This window comes from Desulfosudis oleivorans Hxd3, from assembly GCF_000018405.1.
GTDB lineage: Bacteria > Desulfobacterota > Desulfobacteria > Desulfobacterales > Desulfosudaceae > Desulfosudis > Desulfosudis oleivorans.
Window position 1 is genome coordinate 1,796,066 of the sequence record NC_009943.1, and the last position, 21,733, is coordinate 1,817,798.

A 21,733-nucleotide genomic window follows, 5' to 3' on the forward strand; every position below is an offset into this window, starting at 1 on the left:
CAGGATTAAGATTCAAGGTGAGGGATATGGGAATTAAAACCTTTTCCGGAAAACGGGCTTATGTTTTTGGTGGGTCGTCCGGCATCGGCCTGGCTGCTGCCCGGCAGCTGGCCGGCATGGGGGCTGACCTTGCGCTTTTTGCCAGGGACGGCAACAGACTGGAAACGGCCGGACAGGAGGTGCGGCATGCCGCAACCGGCCCGTCACTGCAGGTCCATGTTTTTCCCGTGGATGTGTCGGACCGGGACCGGGTTTTTGAAGCCGTGGCAAATGCGGTGGATGTCCTGGGGCCGCCGGATATGCTGATCAACTGCGCCGGCCGGGCCATTCCCCGCTGCTTTGCCGACATCGGCGAGGACCAGCTTTCCCAGACCCTGGCCATCAACCTGTGCGGCACCTGGCACACCATAGCCGCGGCCCTTCCTTATATGAGGGGGCGGGGCGGCCATATCGTCAATGTCTCTTCCATCGCCGGTTTTCTGGGCGTGTACGGATATGCGGATTATGCGGCATCCAAGTTTGCCGTCATGGGGCTCTCCGAGGTGCTGCGCAGCGAGTTTAAGCCTCTGGGCATCGGCGTGTCCGTGCTCTGCCCCCCGGATACCGACACCCCGGCCCTGGCCGCTGAAGCCGCCACAAAGCCGGAAGAGACAAAGGCCATTTCCGCGGGTGCCAGAGTGCTTTCCGCCGATGCCGTGGCAAAGGCCATGATTCGGGGAATGAAAAAAAACCGGGCCATGATTGTGCCGGGTTTTGACGGCCGGCTGATCTGGCTGGCCAAACGGCTGTTTCCGGGCCTGGTCTCTTTTTTCATGGACCGGACCATTCGCCGGACCCGGTGCGGGAAGATATCTACCGCCTCTTAATCCGCTGCTTTCAGCCCTCGCACCAGTTGCCATGCCATGGCCGCCACCACCAGCACGCCGCCCACCAGCAGACACCAGAGCAGAATGCGGCGCAGGGGGAGCGGCTCGGGGGGTGTCACCAGCTTTTGCGGGCCACCCAGCTCCACCATGGGGCCTGGAAACACCCATCGTTCCAGACCGGTCCCATCCGCCCGGTCGATGCCGTCAAACATGGCCGCTACGTTGATTTCCGGCGGCCTGGCCACGGCGCTGCCAAAGGCCAGGGTAAAGGGGCCGCTGCCCCGGGCGATAAAGAAAAGCGTATGGGAACGAAACCCCGCCGTCAGGCGAGGAGCGTTTACGCCCATGGTGCTTTTACTGTCTTTCACGGTCAGTCGCCAGTAGCGGTCCATGGTGACGGGAACGGATTTCGGGGCACTGACCACCTCGATGCCGTCGGCGTCGATGCGGTAAAAAAGACCCGTGAGCCGCCTGGTCCAGGCTGCCCCGGGGGCGTTGCGGGACTCTAAAACCGCATCGGCCATGCTGTTGGTCTGGGCAAAGATCAGGTTGACCCGGTCCACGGGATAGCTGCCTTCCGTGTCATATTCAAACACCCCCGGTTCAACGGGCGGCTTAACGATATTCAATTCCAGAAAGGGCCGCGCGTTTGAGGGGCCGGAGACGGGCGGGCGGCCATAAATACCGGTGACGGGAATGGTCGGCCCGGTGTCGGTCTGCCGGATTCGCAGGTACCGCCCGGTGTAGCGGCTTAAAGGAATTTCGTCGTTGCGCAGGCGATGGCCGGCGTATCGAATATCGGTAACAGCGGCCCGGGAATGGATGGTAGACCAGTGGGCCAGGTCGTTGCCGGCCTCCACGGTCAGCGTTGCGATGCGGTTCCCATTCTCCGGTGGCCATTCAAGGCGCAGGGCCGCCAGCCGTTCTTTTTCTCCACTCAGGTCGATAAGAAACTCGCGGATTGGTTGCGTGGTATCGGTTTTGTCGGCCCGTGAATCCAGACGCACCACAGCCCCGTCCGGGCCGGTGCGGACATAGACGCTGTATCCTGTCGCGGCATCGGTGTCCTGAACTTCGGGAAGCGGGAAAAAGGGCAGGGGGTGCCAGGCCGGCGGACCGGCATCGGCCTTGACATGGCGAGTCGTGTGCGGCACCGGTTCACCGGCGGCATTAAAAACCCTCAGGTCGCCCAGGTCTTTTCGAAAAACATGCGTGTAAACCTGTTCAGGCAGGGTCAGGGCCACGATGGCCGAGCCTTTTGGCACCTCCACGTTCATACCGTAGGCAAAATCGTTTTCCGTCAGGCCCGTCGTTATCGGAGACGGACGACATCCCAGCATCAGGACCAGGATCAGCATAAACAACCATTTTTTCATGAAGTCTCTCCTTTGTCAGCAGCCGGCGGCAGCGGGGTAAAGAATCCGATAATCAGCATCAGGGCTCCCACTGCCAGAAACGAGACGATTCGGGAAACCGTGCCGGTGCCGGACAGATCAACGACAAACAGCTTGACCAGCACCACGGTCAGGAGACCCGCGCCGGTAAACCAGATGGCCCGTTGCTTGAGACGGTGGGCCGTCACCATGGTGCCCAGGGCCAGGGCGCCCCACAGAACGGACAGGGATGCCTGGAAAACAGCGGAATCGCCCAGGGCCTCCATGTGGTAGGGAACATGGCCCCAGTGGTGAACCGTTCGGGCCACAATGGCGGTGAGCCACACAAAAACGCCGGCTGCCGGTGCCCCCCACAGCATGGCCGCGTCCAGCTTTCCGGCAGGCGGGGTGGGATGTTGCCGTTGCGACCGGCACCAGTAGAGAATGGTGACCAGCACAAATGCCTGGACCACGTCCAGGGGGTTTAGCAGCGGCAGGTAAGGCAACGATTCAAAGCCACCGTTAAAAGAGGAGGCCATGAAGGTCCATCCCATCAGCCCCAGCATGATCAGGAAGGGAAGCCACCCATTGTAGGCAACCTCCGGTCGAATGCCGGTTTTCCGGAAAAGTCCTTTTAATAGCCAGGCGCCGGCGGCCGGTACCATGCCCCAGGCGATAAACTGTTGAATCCCGGCAAACCCCAGCCGTCGTCGCATCAGGGTTTCGTATGCAGTGGCGGTCAACCTTCCGGTGTGTGTCGGGGAACCGAGCGTCAGCCGGTCGATTCCCCAAGCGGCTTCACGGCTCAGCAGAAAAATGATCAGCAGCCCGCCTGTCACATGCCAGGGCACCAGCAGTTTTTTGGGCCATTTGTTTTCCAGTTTCCAGAGCAATAAAAAATGTACCGCCAGAGCCAGCGGCCAGATCACCAGCCACCAATCCTGGAAGGGATGCATTCTGCTGTAATCATTGGTGTAGTGGGCTGTTACGATATAAAGAAACACCATAAACGGAAGCAGGCCCGCTGCCGGCCACCGTACCCCTTTCCAGTCCAGCCGGTGGCACAGCCAGCCCATGGCCCCGCAGCTTGCCACAACAAAGGCCGCCAGGCATTCCAACTGATACCGGTCCGGCCAGTGGCGGTCGATCTCGACTACGCCGGCGCCGAACCACCAGACAAGCCCCCAGGCCATGATGAGGGCCGAGGGAAACTGTTCCAGCACACGCAACACCGACCGGTATCGTTCCATGAAAAATGCCGAGACCAGGGCCGCCACAGCGATCATCATCCCGCCCAGAAAACGGCTGTTGAGAATCATCATGCCGCCGCCGTACCGTCCGTCCGCAAGAAAAAGGAACCCGGCGCCGAACTGAAGCAGCAGGCCGAACAGCCGCGCGGTCAGGCGGCGCTGCCGGACCCCCACCCAGACCAGGCCGGCCCCTTCCAGGCTCCATGCCACAGCCGTCCACAGTCCGGACAGGGCCAGGGGAATGGCCAGGCTGGAAAACACCACGCCCAGGGCCAGAAATGTCTCTACCAGGGGGCCCATCTCTTTTGTGCGGCGACGCCACAGCGAAGTTGCCAGGGAGATATAGACTATGCCCATGACAAGGGCGCTGAAGGCAAGACCGTATTCAAACCGCTCCACCAGCGGCACCTGAAGGCCGAACACCACAACGGGCAGGCCGAACACAAGAGTGCCGTCCACATACCCTTTCAGCTTTGGCGGCAGTTTGAAGGCAAAAAGCACGGAGATGGTCAGGTAGAACGCAAAGGAGAGCACCAGAAAGGGTTCGGTGGTGGCGAAGTGGGAGGACCGGTAATATTGAACCCCCCAGGCGGATCCGATGCCGAAAGTGAAAAAGAACCCCAGCAGGTTGAGCCAGCGCCACGCCTTAAACCACGCGATTCCGAAGATTCCGGCATTGAGCAGGGCGTAGTAGGAAAAGAGCAAGACATGATTTCCCGATCCCGTGGAAAGCAGCACCGGCGCCAGAAACCCGCCGGCGGCGCCCAGCACGGCCATGGAGGCGGCGTTCTGCAATATGGCCAGCATGCCGGAGAAAGCGACCAGGGCCACCATGACGCCAAAGGTGAGGGGCAGAGGAACCATGTGAAAGAGGCGGGCCGACGCAAACAAGGTCAGGTACATGATGCCCAGGCCCCCGCCCTGAAGGGCCATGGCATAGCCGAACCGTTTGCTTCGCAGTCGCCAGCCAAGGGCCAGCAGCCCGATGCCGGCGGCAAAGGCGGCGGCCAGTCGGACCTCCAGAGGGACCATGTTCCGGGCCGCGGCATACTTGATCAGAAAGGCAAACCCGAACAGCAGGATCACCACACCGACGCGCACCATGAGGTTACCGCCGGAGAACAGGGACCGGATAAACACTTCAAAACTGGTCTGGTCATGGACGGCAGGGGGTGGTGAAGGGGGTTGTTGTGTTTTAAGTGGCGGTTTTTCGTCTGGTGCCGGGGAATCTGAAACCGCCTGCACGTCGCTTTCGGATGTCGGGGTGTCCGAAACGGATTCAAGGTAGAGATCTTCTTCCGGGGCCGGTCGTCGGACAGGGAAGGAAGGGGTTTTTATTTCCGGCGACACGGAAAACGTTTCCGCCGCCGCCTTCTCCGGTTCCGGCTGCTGAGGGGCCGAGGCCGCCTGCGTCCGGTCGGCCGTCTGTCGGGCTTCAAGGTCGGACATTCGCCGCACGAGCGTACTCACCTGGTTTTTCAGGGATATGACAGCGGCCGCCAGCACCCCTGTCAGCCCGCCTGCCAGAAAAGCCCCGTCGCCCCGCAGCCAGAAGGCGCCTGCCAGCGCACCGATTACACCCAGAAAGACGTAAAGCATGGCAGTCCTTTTTTTGTTTGAAATGTTTGAAGGAGTAAAATAAAGGATAAGAATATATTTTGTGGATGCTATTGATAACAGCATTTAAAACAGGTGTCAATTGTCTTTCCTGCTGGCAATGCGGCGTCCATGGGTATATAATCGGCTTCCGCGGGCCTTCCGGTATTTCTTGTGCCGATTAAAAAGTGCCGGCATACGATAGAAACAGCTTATTTTCAGGGAGTAATCATGTCTGTTATTACCATTTCACGAGGCTCTTACAGCCGGGGCAAAGAGGTCGCCGAGAAGGTGGCCGAAAAACTGGGGTATGCGTGCATCTCCAGGGATATCCTGCTGGAGGCGTCCGAGGCGTTCAATATTCCGGAGATCAAGCTGGTCCGGGCCATTCACGACGCCCCGTCGGTCCTGGAACGCTTCACCCACGGCCAGGAACGGTACATCAGTTATATTCGAAAGGTGCTGCTGCATCACGTTCAGAAGGACAACGTAGTCTACCACGGACTGGCCGGCCACTTTTTTCTGTTAAATATTCCCCATGTTTTAAAGGTCCGGATTATCGCGGATATGGAGGACCGGGTGGCGGAAGAAATGGCCAGGGAAAAAATTCCGGAAGACAAGGCCCGCTACCTTTTAAAGAAGGATGATGACGAGCGTCGCAAGTGGGGGCTTCAGCTTTACGGCATTGACACCTGGGACAGCCAGCTTTACGACATGGTGCTGCACATCAAGACCCTGACCGCGGACGATGCCGTGGACCTCATTGTTCAGACCGCCGGCAAGCCGGTGCTTCAGACCACGGCCCGGTCCCAGGCCCTTGTGGACGACCTGGCCCTGGCCGCCACGGTGCAGGCTGAACTGGTGAAGGTGGCGCCCCGGCTGGAGGTGACGGCCGACAACGGGGTGGTGCGCGTCGGTGACATGGACGGGACCCTTTCCGTGAAACAGGGCGTGGCTGATGAGATTCGCCGGATCGCAGGCCAGGTGGACGGTGTAAAAGAGGTCCTGCTGCTTGCGCCTGAAAAACCGGAAGGATACGGTTCGGTCAACCCCTTTCATAAGTTATAACCCCCGGCCCGGCCCGGCTGGAACCGCCAAAGGGAATGCTCTATGAGATTCAGATGGCTTTACGTGTTGCCGGTTTTTCCGCTTTTTTTGCTGTGTCACTGCGCGTCGCCCGGCGGGGTGCTCTGGGACAGCCACAATACCAAAGGTGCCGATGCCCGGATGCAGGCCCTTGTGGTTCGGGTCAACGCCTGCATGGCCAGGGGAAGAACGCCCTTAAAAACCCTTCTGGTGACCTCCCCCTATGACATGGCCCTGTTTCCTCCGGACATCGCCTCTCCCACGGTGACGTGGCGGGACGGTGATGCCCAAAGCCGGTTCTGGCTGATAAGCGTCGTCTTTGATAACGGTCGCAAGCCGGTTTACGCGTTTGTGCGGGAACCCGAGTGGACCCCGGACAGAACGACATGGGAAACGATTAAGGCCAACTCTGTTTCGGCCCCGGTGATACTCTCTGTTTTCGGCCTTGCGGATGAAAACGCCGATGTCGTGGCATCGGTGGGCCGGGTATCTTTTTCCACATCCACCGACCCTGTGGGCGACGCTGTTTTTTTTCGCCAGATTCCGCTGCCCTTTGCCCTGGCCAGCCAGAGTTTTGAAAAGACCCGGTGGCGCATGGGCCATATTGATTCTTATGATCCGCCGGCCACGGTGATGCAGGGGGTGCCGGTGTGCGCCAGCTGCCATGCCTTTTCAAGCGACGGCAAGTACATGAGCATGGAGTACAACTACGGTAACGACGGCGGGGCCCAGTTTATCGTTAAAACGGCTTCAGAGATTGTCGTTGAGAAGGAAGATTTTTTTACCTGGAGCGATTTTCCCAAGTCCGGTCTGCTGCCGCCCACACGGGGGCTTTTCGGCCGCATGTCGCCGTCAGGCCGTTACGCCGCCGCATCGGTCAACGAGATCTCTTTTGCCACGGTGATGGACGATCTTGACTTTTGCCAGCTTTTTTTTCCCACCTACGGCGTGATCGGGATTTACGACAGGGAGACGGGAAACATCCGCCTGCTTCCGGGGGCTGATGACTACGACCTGGTCCACGCCAATCCCGTGTGGAGTATGGACGAAAAAGAGATCGTCTTCTGCCGGACCGAAACGCGCAACGAGGTGCATGCTGACCTGACAAACGTCAAAACCATCATGGAAACCCGGTCGATTCAGGAACTCAACGCCCTGTATCCCATGCGGTTCGACCTTTACCGAGTTCCCTTCAACGATGGCGAAGGCGGCCGGCCGGTCCCCCTTGAAGGGGCGTCGAACAACAACGCCAGCAACTATTTTGCCCGGTTTTCCCCGGACGGGAAATGGATTGTTTTTACCAAAAGCCCTTACGGCATCATGCTGCAGCCGGACAGCGAGCTGTGGATCGTGCCGGCCGCCGGGGGCACGGCCCGCAAGATGAACTGCAACCGGGGAAATTTCAACTCCTGGCACAGCTGGTCATCCAACGGCCGGTGGCTGCTCTTTTCCTCCAAGGCCAACACGCCCTATACGGAAATCTTTCTGACCCACGTGGATGAAAACGGCAACGACACAGCACCGGTGATGTTAACCCGGTTTAACGAGCCGGGGTTTGCCGCCAATGTACCGGAGTTTGCGCCCGGCGATGCCGCCGGCATTCAGTCTATTCGGATTACCGAACCGTGACGGCCGACGAAGCAGGGGCGGCAAGCAACCCTGCCTTTAAATTGTAAATTCACCGCAAAGAGGCAAAGGACGTAAAGGGAAAAAACTGAAATTTATTTTTTATCTGAACCTGCATCAATTAAGAGCGGAGAGAAAATGGGCGGAATCGGTGTTGTCTACAATCCCTACGCAGGCAGAAACAGAAAAAACCCTGGCAGGGAAGAGCGGCTTAAAAAAATTCTTGGTGACCGGGGGGTGTGGTTCCGCACTGAGAACAAGGATTCGCTTTTAAACGCGGCTGCGTATTTCCTGGAGCAGAAAACAGACATCGTGGCGGTGAGCGGCGGCGACGGTACCCTTCACCAGGTCTTCACCGCCATCATTAACACCTATAGAGACCGGCCCCTGCCGGCCTTTGCCCTGCTGCGCAGCGGCACCATGAACACGGTTACCAAGTCCATCAAGCTCAAGGGATGCGCGGCGTCAACCCTGCGGGCCATCATTGATCATCACGAGACCGGAAAACCCATCAAAAAGTTCAAACAGCACCTGCTGAGGGTCAACGATGTCTATGGATTCATGGCCGGGGCAGGGGTGATCGCCTATTTTCTGGAAGTTTATTATTCAGCCAAACATCCCGGCCCGCCATACGCAGCCGCCATGGTGTGCCGCATGATCGGCAGCGCCATTTTCGGCACTGATTACAACAGCCGCATCTTCAGGCCCATCCGCTGCCGCCTGGAGGTGGACGGCCGGGAAATGGAACAGGCCGAGTATATCTTCATCCTGGGATGCACCATTCGGGAGATCGGTCTGGGGTTTACCCCCACTCCCCGGGCCTATGACAGGTCCGGCCATTTCCATCTGCTGGCCGGGTCCATGTCGCCGGCCAACCTGGTTCCCAAGGTGCCGGCCCTGTGGCTGGGCCGGGATGTCGAGCATCCCAACCTCTATTTTTCCGGTCCCACGGCCCGGGTAGTCATGGAGCCCAGGGAAAAAGAGCCGTGGATGATCGACGGGGATATTTATACCACAGAAGAACCGCTCTGCTTTTCCGTGGGGCCCACTGTGACGCTTCTGGGGAAATAATCGGAATCGGTCCCGTTGCCATGCCGGAGGGATGCGAATTCTTCGTTTTCTTCTTCTCTTCGCGGTCTTCGTGTTGGAATATCCGGTCTCCTGAATCCGGCAGGTCGTTTGAAACACGAAGCGCACGAAGTGTACGAAGGACGCGAAGGGGTTAATCTGGAATAACAGAAAAAACAGGGGCGAAAGATTTTTCGCCCCTGAAGGTTCCGTAAACAACAAAAACACGGCCAGGCCGCGTTTTTTTGTTATTCCATGCTCTCGATATACGCCTCCGCCGAATGCAGGGCAATGGCGGCATCGCCCACCGAGGTGGCGATCTGGCGCAGCGGAGTGGCCCGCACATCACCGGCGGCAAAAACGCCGGGAACCGATGTCGCCATGGCCTGGTCGGTGAGGATAAAGCCGCCTTTGTCGGTATCCACGGCGCCGGCCAGAAAATCGGCGTTGGGATGGATCCCCACCCACATGAAACAGCCGTCCACGGCCAGGTCCCTGGTCTCTTCCGTCTTAACGTTTTTCACGGTTACCTTTTCCACATTGGTCAGGCCCCCGCCGATTTCAGTGACCACGCTGTCCCACACAAACTCGATCTTTTTGTTTTCAAAGGCCCGCTCCTGGAGAATCTTGGTGGCCCGCAGGGCGTCCCGGCGATGGATCAGGTAGACCTTTTTGGCAAATTTTGTCAGAAACAGGCTCTCCTGGACCGCGGTGTCGCCGCCGCCCACGGCCGCCACCACCTTGTCCCGGAAGAAAGGAGCGTCGCAGGTGGCGCAGAAGGAGATACCCCGGCCAATAAACCGTTCCTCGCCCGGTACGTTCAAGCGGCTGGGGGAGGCCCCGGAGGCGATGATCACCGCCTTGCAGGTGATGGTCTTGTCCCCCAGGGAGAGAATTTTTACAGGGTCGCTCAGGTCAACGGCCGTGATCTCTTCATATTCCAGGGCCACGCCCAGGCGGGAGGCCTGGTCGCTCATTCGCATCATCAGGTCCGCGCCGCTGATCCCCTCGGGAAAGCCGGGGTAGTTTTCGATCCAGTCCGACGTCAGTACCTGCCCGCCGGCGGCCATTTTTTCAACCACCACGGCGTTGAGCCGGGCACGGGCCGCGTAAATGCCGGCGGTCAGGCCGGCAGGCCCGCCGCCGATAATCACCAGGTCGTAATTTGTCTCGCTCATTTTTCTATTCCAATGCTTTATTCAAAGCCGCTTCCAGCTTGGCCTTGGGCACCATGCCGGTAATCCGCTCCACCACTTCTCCCCCCTTGAAAATAATGAGGGTGGGAATGGCCTGAATGCCGAACTTGGTCGGAGTGGAGGGGTTGTCATCCACGTTGCACTTGGCAAACTTGATTTTGCCTTCATAGGCGGCGGCCAGTTCTTCCACCAGCGGGCCAATAGCCTTGCACGGGCCGCACCAGGGGGCCCAGAAGTCCACAAAGACAGGCATCTCCGCCTGGATCACCTCTGCTTCAAAACTGCCGTCACTGATGCTTAATACCTTGTCCCCCATTGTCACGTTCTCCTTGTTCGTTGTCGATTGTCCGTTACGCCTTTTACGGTTTTTAAAATCCGGTTCCGGCGGTTCTGGAAACGAGTCAGCGAATGCTGCCTCAAATAAACCTACCACAGGGTAGTTTCAGATGCAATACTCCCCGCATGCCCGTCTTTTATAACCGATTTAAATTCAATGAACTCATAAAAAGTCTATTTGGGATGGCAAAGTAAAAAGTTCAAGATCAAGGCGTCGCAAACCCCGAGGAATGAGGCGTACTTGTCGTACGCCGCAGTGACGAGGGGTGCAGCGCAACGCAGATATTGGGCTTTTTACGAAGCCATCAATTTTCCTGTCTTGACAGCCGTCCGGTCGGGTGGCTATAGTGCCTGATCATAGCCGTTTACCCGTTCGAAAACATACAGGAGAAGGGGACGGGTGATTTCAGAACACTGAGGGGAGCCGATGAACGAAAAAAAAGAGAAAGCAGGCGAGCACGTTTCCGTCACCATACCCGAAGGCTTTTACTGGGACCGGACCCTTGAGATGCCCACGGTCATCAAGGAGTATGACCGGGTCGAGGCCATATTAAATGAGCTGGGCTACATGGCCTGCATCACCGTTCAGGTGGAGGCCCTCTCCCGCATCGAATACCAGTACGGCAGCACCTCGTACAACTTTCTTTTGGGCCGGATCACCGAAAGTTTAAAAGAACTCAAGGACCGGGAGTTCCGGGGCAAGGACGTGTTTGTGGTGGACCTTTACGACGCCGATACCTTTGTGATCTTTCTGTCGGCGCCAAGGGAACAGGAAACCCGGCTGGTGGTCCACCTGGAGGACATTGCCGACCGTATTCGCGTGAACATGGAACAGCAGGTCTTCGACCTGCTCTATCCCTTTTTAAAGGAGTGCGCCCGGCCCAACATCGGCTATGCCTTAAGCATTAAAAATCCCATGGTCAGCAGCATGCGCCTGATCCGTCAGCTGGTGAGGGACGCCAAGAAAATGGGCGAGTTCATGGCCGCCAAGCGCAGCTATGTTTCCCGCTATGATCTTCAGCGCATCATCATTGAAAAAAAGGTTTACTCCGTGTTTCAGCCCATCGTGGACCTGAACTCCCTTGAGGTCATCGGATACGAAGCCCTTTCCAGGGGGCCGGAGGGAACCGAGTTTGCCAGCCCGTGGCACCTGTTTCTGGTGGCCTCCGAGTTCGGCCTCTCTTTTGAGCTGGACCGGCTGTGCCGCCGCACGGCCCTGGAGGCGGCCCAGCATCTCGACACCGACAGAAAGATTTTTGTCAACACCCTGTCCATGACCATTCACGATCCCGAGTTCCGGGGCCTTTACCTTCAGCAGCTGTTTGAAGACCTGGAGATCAAGCCCCAGAACGTGGTGTTTGAAATCAGCGAAAAACTGGCCATCGACAACTACGACCTGTTCCGTGGGGCCATGCGCGACTATACCGACGTGGGCATCGTGCATGCCGGCGACGATATCGGTACCGGCTATTCGGACCTGGAGCGCATCATGGAGCTCAACCCCGGCTTCATGAAGGTGGACATCTCCTTTGTCAAGGGCGTGGACAAAAGCTACATGAAGCAGGAGATCATTCGTGCCCTTGTGACCCTGTCGAAAAACATCGGCTCCCAGGTGATTGCCGAGGGCGTGGAAACAAAAGAAGAGTATGAAGCCCTGAAAAAGATCGGTGTGCCCTTTGCCCAGGGATTTCTGTTTGCCGGTCCTTCCCGCACACTCTCTGATATCAACAGGCCGGTGTAGTTCCAATGTTTCACGAAAGTTTCGACACGAATGAGTACTTTTAAAAGACTGTTGCGATAAAATCCAGGTGCAGTCTCCACAGAAGACATCGCGCGCTCCTTTCGTCTTGCTATACCTCATTTATCCAAAAAACCCCTTGCGGACCGGGCCGTCTATCCGATACACTCGGGTGGAATTGATTTGTCGAAGCGCCGGGGAGCTGCCGATTCTGATAGCGATCCCGATTCCGAAAAAAATATAAAAAGGAGGAAGCCGCATTATAAAAAGAATGCGGCGTGGAGCAAAGATGAGCATCAACACTGTATCCCAAATCGACGAGTATGTTCCCATTTCCAATGTGTTAATCAGCGTGTCGGACAAGACCGGCCTTGAGGAGTTTGTCACCCGGCTGGTGCGCATCAATCCGGATGTGCATATCTTTTCCACGGGCGGCACCTACCAGAAGATTTACGAGATTTTCGGCAGCGCGGCAAAATCGGTCCTGACCCAGGTATCGGATTACACCGGCCAGCCTGAAACCCAGGGCGGCCTGGTCAAGACTCTGGATTTTAAAATCTACCTGGGCCTGCTCACCGAAACGTACAACGAATCCCATGCCCGGGACATGAAACGCACCGGCGCCGTGGCCATCGACATGGTGGTGGTCAACCTTTATCCCTTTTCCCAGACCGTTGCCAGGCCGGATGTGACGCCGGAACAGGCCAGGGGCAACATCGACATCGGCGGGCCGTGCATGGTGCGGGCCTCGGCCAAGAATTTCCTGCGGGTGGCATCCGTGGTGGACCCGGCGGATTATAATACCGTGGCCGATGAAATGGAGCACCGCCAGGGCGCCCTCTCCCTGGACACCCGGTTCGAGCTGGCCCAGAAGGCCTTTGACCATACGGCCGCCTATGACCGGGCCATTGCCGATTACCTGAAAAAGCAGACCATCAACGACGTAAAGGCGTGTTACCGCATGTAGCCCGGCGGGCGTAAAACAGCACCAGGAGAGACCCATGGCCGACGATATCAAGAAAAGTTACACCACCATCATGGACGATCACTTTCCGCCGCGCATGGAGATCGCCTTTGCGGATGACGACCGGCGGCAGACCCTGTTTTTTGAAAAAGCCACATGGACCATCGACGGGGTTGAAAAGGGACTGCGCTACGGTGAAAACCCGGGCCAGGAGGCGGCCCTTTACCGGCTGGTCAACGGCAGCCTGGTGCTGGGGGATACTGAAACCATTGCGCCAGGCCGGTATCTCGCCTCTGACGTGGAGTTGCTTCAATCCGGCAAACACCCGGGCAAGACCAACCTCACCGACACCGACAATGCCTTGAACATTCTGCGTTACTTCAGCGACAGGCCCACGGCTGTGATCGTCAAACACAACAATCCCTGCGGCGTGGCAAGGGCCGCCTCCCTGGAAGAGGCGTTTGCCAAAGCCTACATGGCCGATCGCATCGCGGCCTTTGGCGGGTGTATCGCGCTCAACCGGCCCGTTGATAAACCCACGGCCGAGGCCATATCGGCCCAGTACGCCGAGGTGGTGGTGGCCCCGGATTTCGAGGAGGGGGTGCTGCCGGTTCTCTTTTCCCGTAAAAACCTGCGGGTGATCCGCATTCGCGCCATGGACAAGCTGGAAAGCTTTGTGGGAAAGCGGTTTGTGGATTTTAAAAGCCTGATCGACGGCGGCATTATTGCCCAGTGGTCCTTTGTGCCGACAGTTCGCACCAAAGCCGACCTGCTGCCGGCCCAATGTGAATACAAGGGGAAACTCTACACCATCGACCGCCAGCCCACAGACCGGGAGTATACCGACATGCTGTTTGGCTGGCTGGTGGAGTCGGGTGTGACCTCCAACTCGGTGATTTACGTCAGGGACGAGGTCACCGTGGGCATCGGCACCGGCGAGCAGGATCGGGTGGGCGTGGCTGAAATCGCCAGGGACAAGGCATACCGGAAGCTGGCCGACCGTTATTGCTTTGAGAACCACGGCATTTCCTACGCCGATCTTTCCGATCCGCAGAAAAAGGCGGCCATAGACGAACGGGTGGCCAAAGAAAAAGGGGGCCTGATCGGGGCGGCCATGATCAGCGACGCCTTTTTCCCGTTCCGAGACGGCGTGGACGTGGGATTAAAAGAGGGGGTGTCTGCCGTGATTCATCCGGGCGGCTCACAGAACGATTACCAGTCCATTGAGGCCTGCAACCAGGCCGGCGCCGCCATGGTGTTTACCGGCCAGCGCAGTTTTAAACATTAACCCGAGACTTTCTGGAAATTAAAATTCACCGCAAAACCGGGGGATCATTCATGCACGAAATGGGTATTGCCATGCAGATTGTGGAGATTGCCGGCGGAGCCATTCCTTCGGGGATCGAAAATCCTTCGGTGGCAAAGGTGAACATTCGGGTGGGCAAGCTGACCGCGGTGGTGCCGACAAGCCTGACCTTCTGTTTCAACATCGCCACGCAGGATACGCCCCTGGCCGGCGCCGAGCTTGTCATTGAGGAGGTGCCGGTGGTGGCCCGGTGCAAGCAGTGCGGCCATGAATGGATCATCACAGGTCCTGATTTTTCGTGCGAAACATGCAGGGCAGGGGAGGTGGATATTTTGTCCGGCCGGGAGCTGGATATCGTTTCCATCGAATTAAAAGAATAACATTTTTATCAAAATCGGTATCGGTATCGAAATCGACTCCCGGAAGCATCCTAAAATCAACCCATGACCCGCGGCTGGCCGTTAAGGCGTGCCGCCGGCCTGCCACATCATAAGGAGAACGCTGATGAAAAATTCAATGAGCAACATTCTGGCCGCCCTGTTTACGGTGGTGGCGATACTGGCCGCCGGTTTTGCCGTTCTGGTGGCGGTGCAGGCCGCCTGGATCAACGGCACGATTGAAACGCAGACGGTCATGCCCGGCGAGTATATTTTTGACAGCACCTATCCGGTCAGCCTGGAGGAGATTTCCGGCGCCAGGGATTTGGCCGATCAATTCATGACGGAAGAGGGTCAGCTCCGGCCGGGTAGTGAAGTAAACCCTGAAACCTATATGACCGATACATTTACCATCAGCGTGGCTACCCTGGCCTATTTTAACTACCTGGGGGCCCTTTTTGCCGACAGCCCGGACCTGCCGTCCCACCTGGAAAAGGTCAAGGCCCTGCTGTTTGAGCAACTGCCCGAAGAGAGGGCCGGCATGCTTTACAGCCTGTATGAAAGTTACCTGACCTGCGAACTGGAGCTTTCTGAAATGCTCGCCGACCGTCCGGAACCGAAAACCGCCGCCGAAGTGGTGCGGCTGCTGGCCGAGGCCCAGCAGTTCCGCAGGGAATACCTGGGTGCGGACGTGGCCGATGCCCTGTTTGGTGCCGATATCAAGACCCGTGAGTACGCGCTTCGCAGAAGCGCGGTCGCCGGGGATACCCACCTGTATGGCCAGGAAAAGGAGGCCCGCATCGACCGGCTCACCGAAGAGATGTGGGGAGACCAGGCCCAGGCGATAAATGATTACTCTCAGCCCTTTCACCGCTACCGGGAAAAGCTTCAGGTTTACGCCAGGGACATGGCGGAAATGGAGACCGATACCCAGCGGGAAGAGATGGTAAAAGCGTTTCGCAACCGCTATTTTTCCCCCGAGGTCGTTGCCCAGCTTGAGGCTATTGATGTTCAGATGGCTCAGCAGCAGCAGGCGGACGAGCGGTTTGAGCAGGAGAAACAGCAGATCCTGGAAAATGACAGACTGAGCCAGGAGGAGAAAGACGCGGCCCTGCGTGCCCTGGCCATGGAGGTGTATGGCGAGCAGCTGCTTCCGCCGGATGAGCATCCATGACACTGTTTTCCGCCGGGCCGTTCCAGCGCCGGCTGCTGCGCTGGTATACGGCCCATCAGCGGGACCTGCCGTGGCGAAGATCGAAAAACCCTTATCACATCTGGGTTTCCGAGGTGATGCTGCAACAGACCCAGGTTGCCACGGTGGTTGATTACTACCGGCGGTTTCTGCAGGCCTTTCCCGATATCGGGACCCTGGCGGTCGCCGAGCTTCAGGATGTTTTAAAGCTGTGGGAGGGTCTGGGCTACTATGCCCGGGCAGCCAACCTTCACAAGGCCGCGCGGCAAATCGTTGCCGGCGGTAAAAAGCGCGTTCCCCGCACCCCTGAAACCTTTGGCCGGCTGCCCGGCGTGGGGGACTATATTAACGCGGCGGTCTCCAGCATCGCCTTCGGCCATCCGCTGCCGGTGGTCGACGGCAATGTCAAGCGGGTCCTGGCAAGGCTTTTTCTTTTGGACGAGCCGGTCAACCGGCCCTCAAACCACAGGGTGTTTCTTGAAAAGGCCCGCCTGCTGCTGGCTTTCAAAGATCCCGGCACCTTTAATCAGGCGATGATGGAGCTGGGCGCCCTGGTGTGCAAACCGGGCCGGCCCCTGTGCGACCAATGTCCTGTAGCATCGTTCTGTGGGGCCCATCAGGCCGGGCGCGTCACCGATTTCCCCAGGCGGCTGGCCGCCAGAAAAAACCCTCACCATCATCTGGCTGTGGGGCTGGTAAAAAAAGGAAACCGGTTTCTTATTGTGCGTCGGCCGGCAACCGGTCTTCTGGCCGGGCTGTGGGAGATGCCCGGGGGCCGAGTAGAAAAGCCTGAAAACCCGGCCGATGCCTGTTGCCGGGCCGTTCTGGAGAGCGTCGGTCTCACGGTTTTCCCCGGCCCGCGCCTTGCCCGGGTTGCCCATGCCTACACCCATTTTAAAATCACCATGGACCTGTTTGCCTGCGACGTTGTCTCCGGCCGAGTAAAAAGAAACGGGTACCAGGCCCACCACTGGATCCGCATGAAAGATATTGGCCAATATCCTTTTCACAGGGCCATGCACAAGGCCTTTGCCGCACTGGCGGGCGCCCTCCCTCCTTGATCCTTTTGTGTCGACCGGACTGGAACTCTTAATTTAATCGATCGCCGGTGGTGTGCCCCCGTCGTTTTCATCCAGTGCCTCCCGCACTCTGGCGGCCAGCTCTTTGGCTGAAAAGGGTTTCTGAAGAAAGTGAACGCCGTCGTCCAGCACGCCGTGGTGGGCAATGACATTGGCCGTGTAGCCGGACATGAACAGAAGCCTGATTCCGGGCCGCAGGGACAGCGCTCTGGTGGCCAGGTCCCGGCCGTTCATTTCAGGCATGACCACGTCGGTCATCAGCAGGTGAATGTCGCCGGCATGCTCCCTGGCCAGGCGCATGGCCTCTCCCGGGGTGGAAGCCGCCAGAACCGTGTAGCCCTGGAGCCTGAGCATGGTCGCGGTCATGTCCAGCAGCAGGGCTTCGTCTTCCACCAGCAGGATGGTTTCGTGGCCCCGGGCAAGGGGCGCAAAGACCTTTTTGACCGGTGCCGGTGCCATCCCTTCGTCTGTATGCCGGAGCAGGTAGACCTTGAAGGTTGTTCCTGTGCCCGGTTCGCTGTATACGTTGATAAATCCATTGTTCTGCCTGACAATGCCATAGATCGTGGCCAGGCCCAGGCCGCTGCCTTTGCCCATCTCCTTGGTGGTGAAAAAGGGCTCGAACAGGTGGGATATGGTTTCGGGATCCATGCCGGCACCGTTGTCGCTGATGGCCAGCAGGGCATAGGCGCCGGGTATGCAGTCCGGGTGTTCAGCGCAGTAGGCCTCATCAAAATCCGCGGTACCGGTTTCAATGGTGATTTTTCCCGTGCCTTCAATGGCGTCCCTGGCGTTGACGCACAGGTTGGCCAGAATCTGGTCGACCTGGGAGGGGTCCATTTTTATCAGCATTGGATGTGCGCCCGGATGCCAGGCCAGGTCAATGTCTTCACCGATAAGCCGCAGCAGCATCTCCAGCATGCTGGCCACGGTGGCATTCAGTTCAAGAACCTTTGGCGCCACAGTCTGTTTACGGGCAAAGGCCAGAAGCTGGCGCGTTAGGCCGGCGGACCGGTCCGCGGCCTTTTGAATCTGTTCCAGGTGGCCGCGCATGAGATCGTCATCGGCCAGGGTACTTAATGCCAGGGCCGCGTGGCCCAGAATAACATTGAGCATGTTATTAAAATCGTGGGCCACGCCGCCGGCCAGCCTTCCCACGGATTCGATTTTCTGGGCCTGAAGCAGCTGGGCCTGAAGTTTTTCCTTTTCTTCCGCGGCCCGCCGGCGTTCGGTGATGTCGATGCCGATGCCGGTGAGGTAGGGCTGGTCGTCAATGGTTAATCGACTGCCCGTGAAATACATGGGAATGGTGGTGCCGTCCTTTTTCTGCAGGTCGGCCTCGGCCTCTCCGGAGCCCTTTTCCATGGTTGCCTGAACTCCCTCAAGTATGGCCTTGATGCTTTTTTCATCATTTTCGAACCACTTGAGGATATGCATGCCGTTTAACTCGTCGGAAGTGTAGCCCGACATCGTTTCATGTTTTTTGTTCCACCGGACCAGCCGCTCATTGGTGTCATACAGATACAGCATGCCCGGTGCACTGTTGAAAATGGCCTCGATAAAGGTTTTTTCCCGCAGCAGCTCATCTTCCATCTGCTTGCGTTCGGTGATGTCCTCGTAGATGCCCAGCACGGCAAAAGGGAGACCGGTTTCATCCACCAGGGGTACTTTTGACACGTTGACCCACAGGCGTTCGCCATCCGCCTGCTGCATCGGTTCAACCACATGAAGGCGTGGACTGTTGCTTTCCAGCACCTCCCGGTCGGATGCGCGGTAGCTTTCTGCCGTCTCCCTGGGCCATGGCAGCTCAAAATCGGTCTTGCCCACGATCTGACGGGGGTGGTCAAGACCGGCGGCCTTTGCAAAGGCCCTGTTGCAGCCCAGGTAACGACCTTTTGTATCTTTCCAGAAGATGGACTGGGGCACGGTGTCGATCACCCGGTTGAGCATGGTCCGGCTCTCCCGAAGGGCCGCATCGGCCTCTCTGTGCTCGGTAATGTCCTGAATCAGGCTCAGACACCGCGAACGGGGGCCGGGCCCCTCCCAGTGGAGGACCGGCGTGTTTCTTAGCCAGCGCGTGCGCCCGTCCTGATGGACGAACCGGTGCTCGACGGAGACCGCATCCCTGCCGGCGGCGGCAAGATTGATCATTCCGGTGACGCGGTCGCGGTCCTCGTCCGGTATACGGCTCAGCCAGAGTTCAGGGTCTTTTTCAAAGGCATCGGCGCCAAAGCCTGTTACCGCCTCACAGCCGGGCCCCTGTTTTGTCGCCACGGCCACGCCGTTTTCAATGATGACCGTATAGACGTAGTCCTTTATTGCCCCGGTGGCCTGTCTGTCGTCGTTCATTGGCGTCTCTCATGGCGGTGCCAGACCGCCTTTCAGTTCTTGCCGGTATCTGAAACGCTGTCGATTCGCAGCAGTATGCTTTCTCCTACCTTTTCGGTGGATATGTAAAACTTGAGTATCTTTATGCCGGCTTCTGTTTTTATGCTTTGAAAGGCCGGTATATTTTTATACCCCTTACCCGTGGCAAGGGTATCCATCACCGTGTTTCTGATTGCGCAGGTTTTACAGTGCAGGGTGTTGCCACAGCCGCCCTCCTCGTCGGCATAGGAGCACTCAAAAGCATCGCCCCCCAGGGCGTTTTCGATTTCTTCCATGTTTTTGCCCAGCATCTCCAGTCCGCTCTGGTTGGCACCGGTAACAACACCATCAGGATTGAGCACAAAAACAGGCTCCTGCACGTAATTCAGTACCTCCTTTGCCGTGCGCGGCTCAAAGCCGGAGAGTTTAATCGCGCACTGGGAGCAGATCCCGTGACTGATGTCTCCGTCCGACGCATATGCTTCATCAGACCCGAGTGCTTTTTCGCACCAGGCGCAGACCTGTTTCATGGTGATCCTTTCTGCTGATAAACACGAAGTCCACCGGACCCACTATTTTTACTTGATACCGGCCAGCACCGTTTTTGCCTCGGGCCAGTCGTACAGGACCGCGTCCCATACATAGGTGGGGTGTTCCGTGGTCAGGCACCGGTTCAGTTCGGTGCGGGCCGCCGCTGTTTCATTCTTTGCAAGGAGAATGCGTCCCATGGTCAGGCTGGCAAGGGTGAGGTTCGGATCCTTTGCAACGGCCCATCGGGCAAGGTCAACGGCTTGTTCCATGTCCTTTATGGGCCAGGGCGATTCGGAATATATCTTGGCCAGAATCACGCCGGACAGAACTGCCAGACGGTGGTTCGGATCGGTGTCAATGGCCTGGTGAAGATAGGCCTTGGCCTGCTTGACCTGGCCGGCGGCGGAAAAGAGCCCTGACATGTCGGCCAGCCGGGCATAGGCGGTGCCGGCCCAGTACATGCCGCCCACCGACTTTGAATTGACGGCCAGGGCCTGTTCGGCAAGCAGAATGGTGCGTTCTACCATGGTTTTCCGTTCTTTTTTATCCGTCACCTCTTCTGATTTTTTAAAGATTACCTCCGCCAGTCGCCACATGGCCTCGTCATTGTCCGGCGCCAGGGCCAGGGCCTCTTTGTGGACCGCGATGGCTCTGTCCAGGTTGGCAAGGTCTACATGCATCTGCCCTTCAAGGGCCCACCCCTGTTCCATGAGGCTTTTAAAGCGGTCCGCTGCTTCATCGGCCCGGGCATGGGCCGACGGCGCCAGCGCAACCAGAATCAAAATAGAGAAAAAAACTATCGGTAAATAGAACCCTCTTTTGCTTTTCATAAATAGCTCCCGTTTTCTGCCAGGTTTTTTCCACTGAAATTGGTATAGCGTTCGGCACGATGGCGCTTTCGATACCGATTTGGTTTATAAAAGGAATGCCCCCGCATTTCTATGATTCTTCGCCCGGCTTCTCCCACTCCCCGTCCCGATACTTCTCCCGAATTGCCTTGAGCTCATCCTTGATGGTCTCATACTCCTCTTTTTTGCCCAGAAGCCAGGCCATGTGCTTCATCTGGCCCTCTTTTGTAAACTCCGGGTCAAAATAGTGAAAGTCCAGGTCCGGGCCGTTCTGGCGGGCCCGTGATTTGCAGATTGCGCATTCCAGGTCGCCGTCGGCATGGGGCCGGAACAGGTCGGAAAAACAGCGGGGGCAACGGCCCGGGCCGGCCTGTTTTTCATGATCCGCCGGTGGCCGTATCAGGGCCTCGGCGATGGCCTCGACCTTTGCATCAAATGAACCGGCCCTGGCCACTTCTCCCGGATGGGTCCCCACAAAGCTTTCCACGCTAACCACGTTGAGCCCCAGGGAGGCGGTCTGAACGCACAGGGCGGTCTGTGCGATGCCGTTGTATTTCTCCAGACCCAGGGTCAGGACCACGGCGGTGGAGATATCCTGAAACGCCTGAAAGTAGTGGGCCGCCTGCAACACCCGGTCCGATATCATCTTCACGATCCCCACCGGCCCCAGTGCGTAGTTGGGGGCCGCCATGATCACGGCATCGGCCTGTTTAATCTGTTCCAGCAGCCATGCCAGGTCGTCTTCGATCATGCATGTCTTGCCCGGTATCAGGCAGGCATAGCACCCCCGGCACGGGGCAACAGAGAGTTTCGGCAGCCGGACCAGGGAGAGCTGCCAGTTATCGCCCATTTGACGGGCAACGGCCTTTGCAACGATTTCCGAGTTGCCTGTCTTGCGGTAGGACCCGATCAGGCCCATCAATTTTTTTTTCAA

The 21,733-nt window shown here is 58.0% G+C and carries 18 protein-coding genes; 10 read left to right on the forward strand and 8 right to left on the reverse strand.

Features of this window, described 5'->3' with window-relative positions:
- The first annotated feature begins 26 nt into the window (after nt 1-26).
- The gene (locus tag DOLE_RS07750; RefSeq protein WP_012174926.1) at nt 27-866 is read left to right on the forward strand and encodes an SDR family oxidoreductase; all 840 of its coding nucleotides are present in this window, start codon (nt 27-29) and stop codon (nt 864-866) included.
- Here DOLE_RS07750 and DOLE_RS07755 read toward each other — a convergent pair.
- A complete protein-coding gene (locus DOLE_RS07755; RefSeq protein ID WP_012174927.1) occupies nt 863-2,242 on the reverse strand; it encodes a DUF3999 domain-containing protein in 1,380 nt (459 codons plus the stop codon). The two genes, DOLE_RS07750 and DOLE_RS07755, sit on opposite strands and share 4 nt — an antisense overlap.
- On the reverse strand, nt 2,239-5,088 hold the full coding sequence (locus DOLE_RS07760; RefSeq protein WP_012174928.1) for a DUF2339 domain-containing protein: 2,850 nt from the start codon (nt 5,086-5,088) through the stop codon (nt 2,239-2,241). The genes DOLE_RS07755 and DOLE_RS07760 overlap by 4 nt, the downstream gene beginning before the upstream one ends.
- A 228-nt stretch (nt 5,089-5,316) precedes the next feature.
- On the opposite strand from DOLE_RS07760, the gene DOLE_RS07765 reads away from it, so the two are divergent.
- From DOLE_RS07765 to DOLE_RS07775, 3 genes are all read left to right on the forward strand, one after another.
- Nucleotides 5,317-6,153 (forward strand): cytidylate kinase family protein, encoded by an 837-nt coding sequence (locus DOLE_RS07765; protein ID WP_012174929.1) that lies wholly within the window; start codon nt 5,317-5,319, stop codon nt 6,151-6,153.
- A gap of 42 nt (nt 6,154-6,195) precedes the next feature.
- The gene (locus DOLE_RS07770) at nt 6,196-7,800 is read left to right on the forward strand and encodes a TolB family protein (protein ID WP_012174930.1); all 1,605 of its coding nucleotides are present in this window, start codon (nt 6,196-6,198) and stop codon (nt 7,798-7,800) included.
- Between the two features lie 135 nt (nt 7,801-7,935).
- Nucleotides 7,936-8,868: a diacylglycerol/lipid kinase family protein gene (locus tag DOLE_RS07775; protein ID WP_012174931.1), complete on the forward strand. Its 933-nt coding sequence runs from the start codon at nt 7,936-7,938 to the stop codon at nt 8,866-8,868.
- Nucleotides 8,869-9,113: 245 nt separating this feature from the next.
- Here DOLE_RS07775 and trxB read toward each other — a convergent pair whose 3' ends face one another.
- Both trxB and trxA read right to left on the reverse strand, forming a co-directional pair.
- The gene (gene trxB / locus DOLE_RS07780; RefSeq protein ID WP_012174932.1) at nt 9,114-10,043 is read right to left on the reverse strand and encodes a thioredoxin-disulfide reductase; all 930 of its coding nucleotides are present in this window, start codon (nt 10,041-10,043) and stop codon (nt 9,114-9,116) included.
- Between the two features lie 4 nt (nt 10,044-10,047).
- Nucleotides 10,048-10,377 carry a thioredoxin gene (trxA, locus tag DOLE_RS07785; RefSeq protein WP_012174933.1) on the reverse strand — a complete coding sequence of 110 codons (330 nt, stop codon included), beginning with the start codon at nt 10,375-10,377 and terminating at the stop codon, nt 10,048-10,050.
- A 447-nt stretch (nt 10,378-10,824) separates the two neighbouring features.
- Between trxA and DOLE_RS07790 the strand changes: the two genes are divergently transcribed.
- The 6 genes from DOLE_RS07790 to mutY all read left to right on the forward strand — a co-directional run bounded on the left by DOLE_RS07790 (nt 10,825) and on the right by mutY (nt 17,035).
- Complete coding sequence (locus DOLE_RS07790; RefSeq protein WP_012174934.1) at nt 10,825-12,138, forward strand: EAL domain-containing protein; 1,314 nt, start codon at nt 10,825-10,827, stop codon at nt 12,136-12,138.
- A 286-nt stretch (nt 12,139-12,424) separates the two neighbouring features.
- Entirely contained in the window at nt 12,425-13,102 is a 678-nt protein-coding gene (locus DOLE_RS07795; RefSeq protein ID WP_012174935.1) for a phosphoribosylaminoimidazolecarboxamide formyltransferase, read from the forward strand.
- Nucleotides 13,103-13,136: 34 nt separating this feature from the next.
- Entirely contained in the window at nt 13,137-14,387 is a 1,251-nt protein-coding gene (locus tag DOLE_RS07800) for a phosphoribosylaminoimidazolecarboxamide formyltransferase (RefSeq protein ID WP_012174936.1), read from the forward strand.
- Nucleotides 14,388-14,437: 50 nt separating this feature from the next.
- Complete coding sequence (gene hypA / locus DOLE_RS07805; RefSeq protein WP_012174937.1) at nt 14,438-14,785, forward strand: hydrogenase maturation nickel metallochaperone HypA; 348 nt, start codon at nt 14,438-14,440, stop codon at nt 14,783-14,785.
- 124 nt (nt 14,786-14,909) lie between these two features.
- Nucleotides 14,910-15,956 carry a lipase chaperone family protein gene (locus DOLE_RS07810; RefSeq protein WP_012174938.1) on the forward strand — a complete coding sequence of 349 codons (1,047 nt, stop codon included), beginning with the start codon at nt 14,910-14,912 and terminating at the stop codon, nt 15,954-15,956.
- Nucleotides 15,953-17,035, forward strand: a complete 1,083-nt coding sequence (mutY, locus tag DOLE_RS07815) for an A/G-specific adenine glycosylase (RefSeq protein ID WP_012174939.1) — start codon at nt 15,953-15,955, stop codon at nt 17,033-17,035. The genes DOLE_RS07810 and mutY overlap by 4 nt, the downstream gene beginning before the upstream one ends.
- A 33-nt stretch (nt 17,036-17,068) precedes the next feature.
- Here mutY and DOLE_RS07820 read toward each other — a convergent pair whose 3' ends face one another.
- From DOLE_RS07820 to DOLE_RS07835, 4 genes are all read right to left on the reverse strand, one after another.
- Nucleotides 17,069-19,402: a PAS domain S-box protein gene (locus DOLE_RS07820; RefSeq protein WP_012174940.1), complete on the reverse strand. Its 2,334-nt coding sequence runs from the start codon at nt 19,400-19,402 to the stop codon at nt 17,069-17,071.
- A 32-nt stretch (nt 19,403-19,434) separates the two neighbouring features.
- Nucleotides 19,435-19,950, reverse strand: a complete 516-nt coding sequence (locus DOLE_RS07825; RefSeq protein ID WP_012174941.1) for a PAS domain-containing protein — start codon at nt 19,948-19,950, stop codon at nt 19,435-19,437.
- Between the two features lie 48 nt (nt 19,951-19,998).
- On the reverse strand, nt 19,999-20,781 hold the full coding sequence (locus tag DOLE_RS17275) for a tetratricopeptide repeat protein (protein ID WP_012174942.1): 783 nt from the start codon (nt 20,779-20,781) through the stop codon (nt 19,999-20,001).
- 109 nt (nt 20,782-20,890) lie between these two features.
- On the reverse strand, nt 20,891-21,733 hold the full coding sequence (locus DOLE_RS07835) for a flavodoxin family protein (protein ID WP_041280438.1): 843 nt from the start codon (nt 21,731-21,733) through the stop codon (nt 20,891-20,893).

What these genes read in the sequence shown, in the direction of transcription:
- mutY (WP_012174939.1), top strand. Translation starts at nt 15,953, where the DNA reads ATGACACTGTTTTCCGCCGGGCCGTTCCAGCGCCGGCTGCTGCGCTGG.
- trxA (WP_012174933.1), bottom strand. Translation starts at nt 10,377, where the DNA reads ATGGGGGACAAGGTATTAAGCATCAGTGACGGCAGTTTTGAAGCAGAG.
- DOLE_RS07790 (WP_012174934.1), top strand. Translation starts at nt 10,825, where the DNA reads ATGAACGAAAAAAAAGAGAAAGCAGGCGAGCACGTTTCCGTCACCATA.
- DOLE_RS07755 (WP_012174927.1), bottom strand. Translation starts at nt 2,242, where the DNA reads ATGAAAAAATGGTTGTTTATGCTGATCCTGGTCCTGATGCTGGGATGT.
- DOLE_RS07800 (WP_012174936.1), top strand. Translation starts at nt 13,137, where the DNA reads ATGGCCGACGATATCAAGAAAAGTTACACCACCATCATGGACGATCAC.
- DOLE_RS07810 (WP_012174938.1), top strand. Translation starts at nt 14,910, where the DNA reads ATGAAAAATTCAATGAGCAACATTCTGGCCGCCCTGTTTACGGTGGTG.
- hypA (WP_012174937.1), top strand. Translation starts at nt 14,438, where the DNA reads ATGCACGAAATGGGTATTGCCATGCAGATTGTGGAGATTGCCGGCGGA.
- DOLE_RS07795 (WP_012174935.1), top strand. Translation starts at nt 12,425, where the DNA reads ATGAGCATCAACACTGTATCCCAAATCGACGAGTATGTTCCCATTTCC.
- DOLE_RS07765 (WP_012174929.1), top strand. Translation starts at nt 5,317, where the DNA reads ATGTCTGTTATTACCATTTCACGAGGCTCTTACAGCCGGGGCAAAGAG.
- DOLE_RS07750 (WP_012174926.1), top strand. Translation starts at nt 27, where the DNA reads ATGGGAATTAAAACCTTTTCCGGAAAACGGGCTTATGTTTTTGGTGGG.
- DOLE_RS07775 (WP_012174931.1), top strand. Translation starts at nt 7,936, where the DNA reads ATGGGCGGAATCGGTGTTGTCTACAATCCCTACGCAGGCAGAAACAGA.
- trxB (WP_012174932.1), bottom strand. Translation starts at nt 10,043, where the DNA reads ATGAGCGAGACAAATTACGACCTGGTGATTATCGGCGGCGGGCCTGCC.
- DOLE_RS07760 (WP_012174928.1), bottom strand. Translation starts at nt 5,088, where the DNA reads ATGCTTTACGTCTTTCTGGGTGTAATCGGTGCGCTGGCAGGCGCCTTC.
- DOLE_RS17275 (WP_012174942.1), bottom strand. Translation starts at nt 20,781, where the DNA reads ATGAAAAGCAAAAGAGGGTTCTATTTACCGATAGTTTTTTTCTCTATT.
- DOLE_RS07770 (WP_012174930.1), top strand. Translation starts at nt 6,196, where the DNA reads ATGAGATTCAGATGGCTTTACGTGTTGCCGGTTTTTCCGCTTTTTTTG.
- DOLE_RS07820 (WP_012174940.1), bottom strand. Translation starts at nt 19,402, where the DNA reads ATGAACGACGACAGACAGGCCACCGGGGCAATAAAGGACTACGTCTAT.
- DOLE_RS07825 (WP_012174941.1), bottom strand. Translation starts at nt 19,950, where the DNA reads ATGAAACAGGTCTGCGCCTGGTGCGAAAAAGCACTCGGGTCTGATGAA.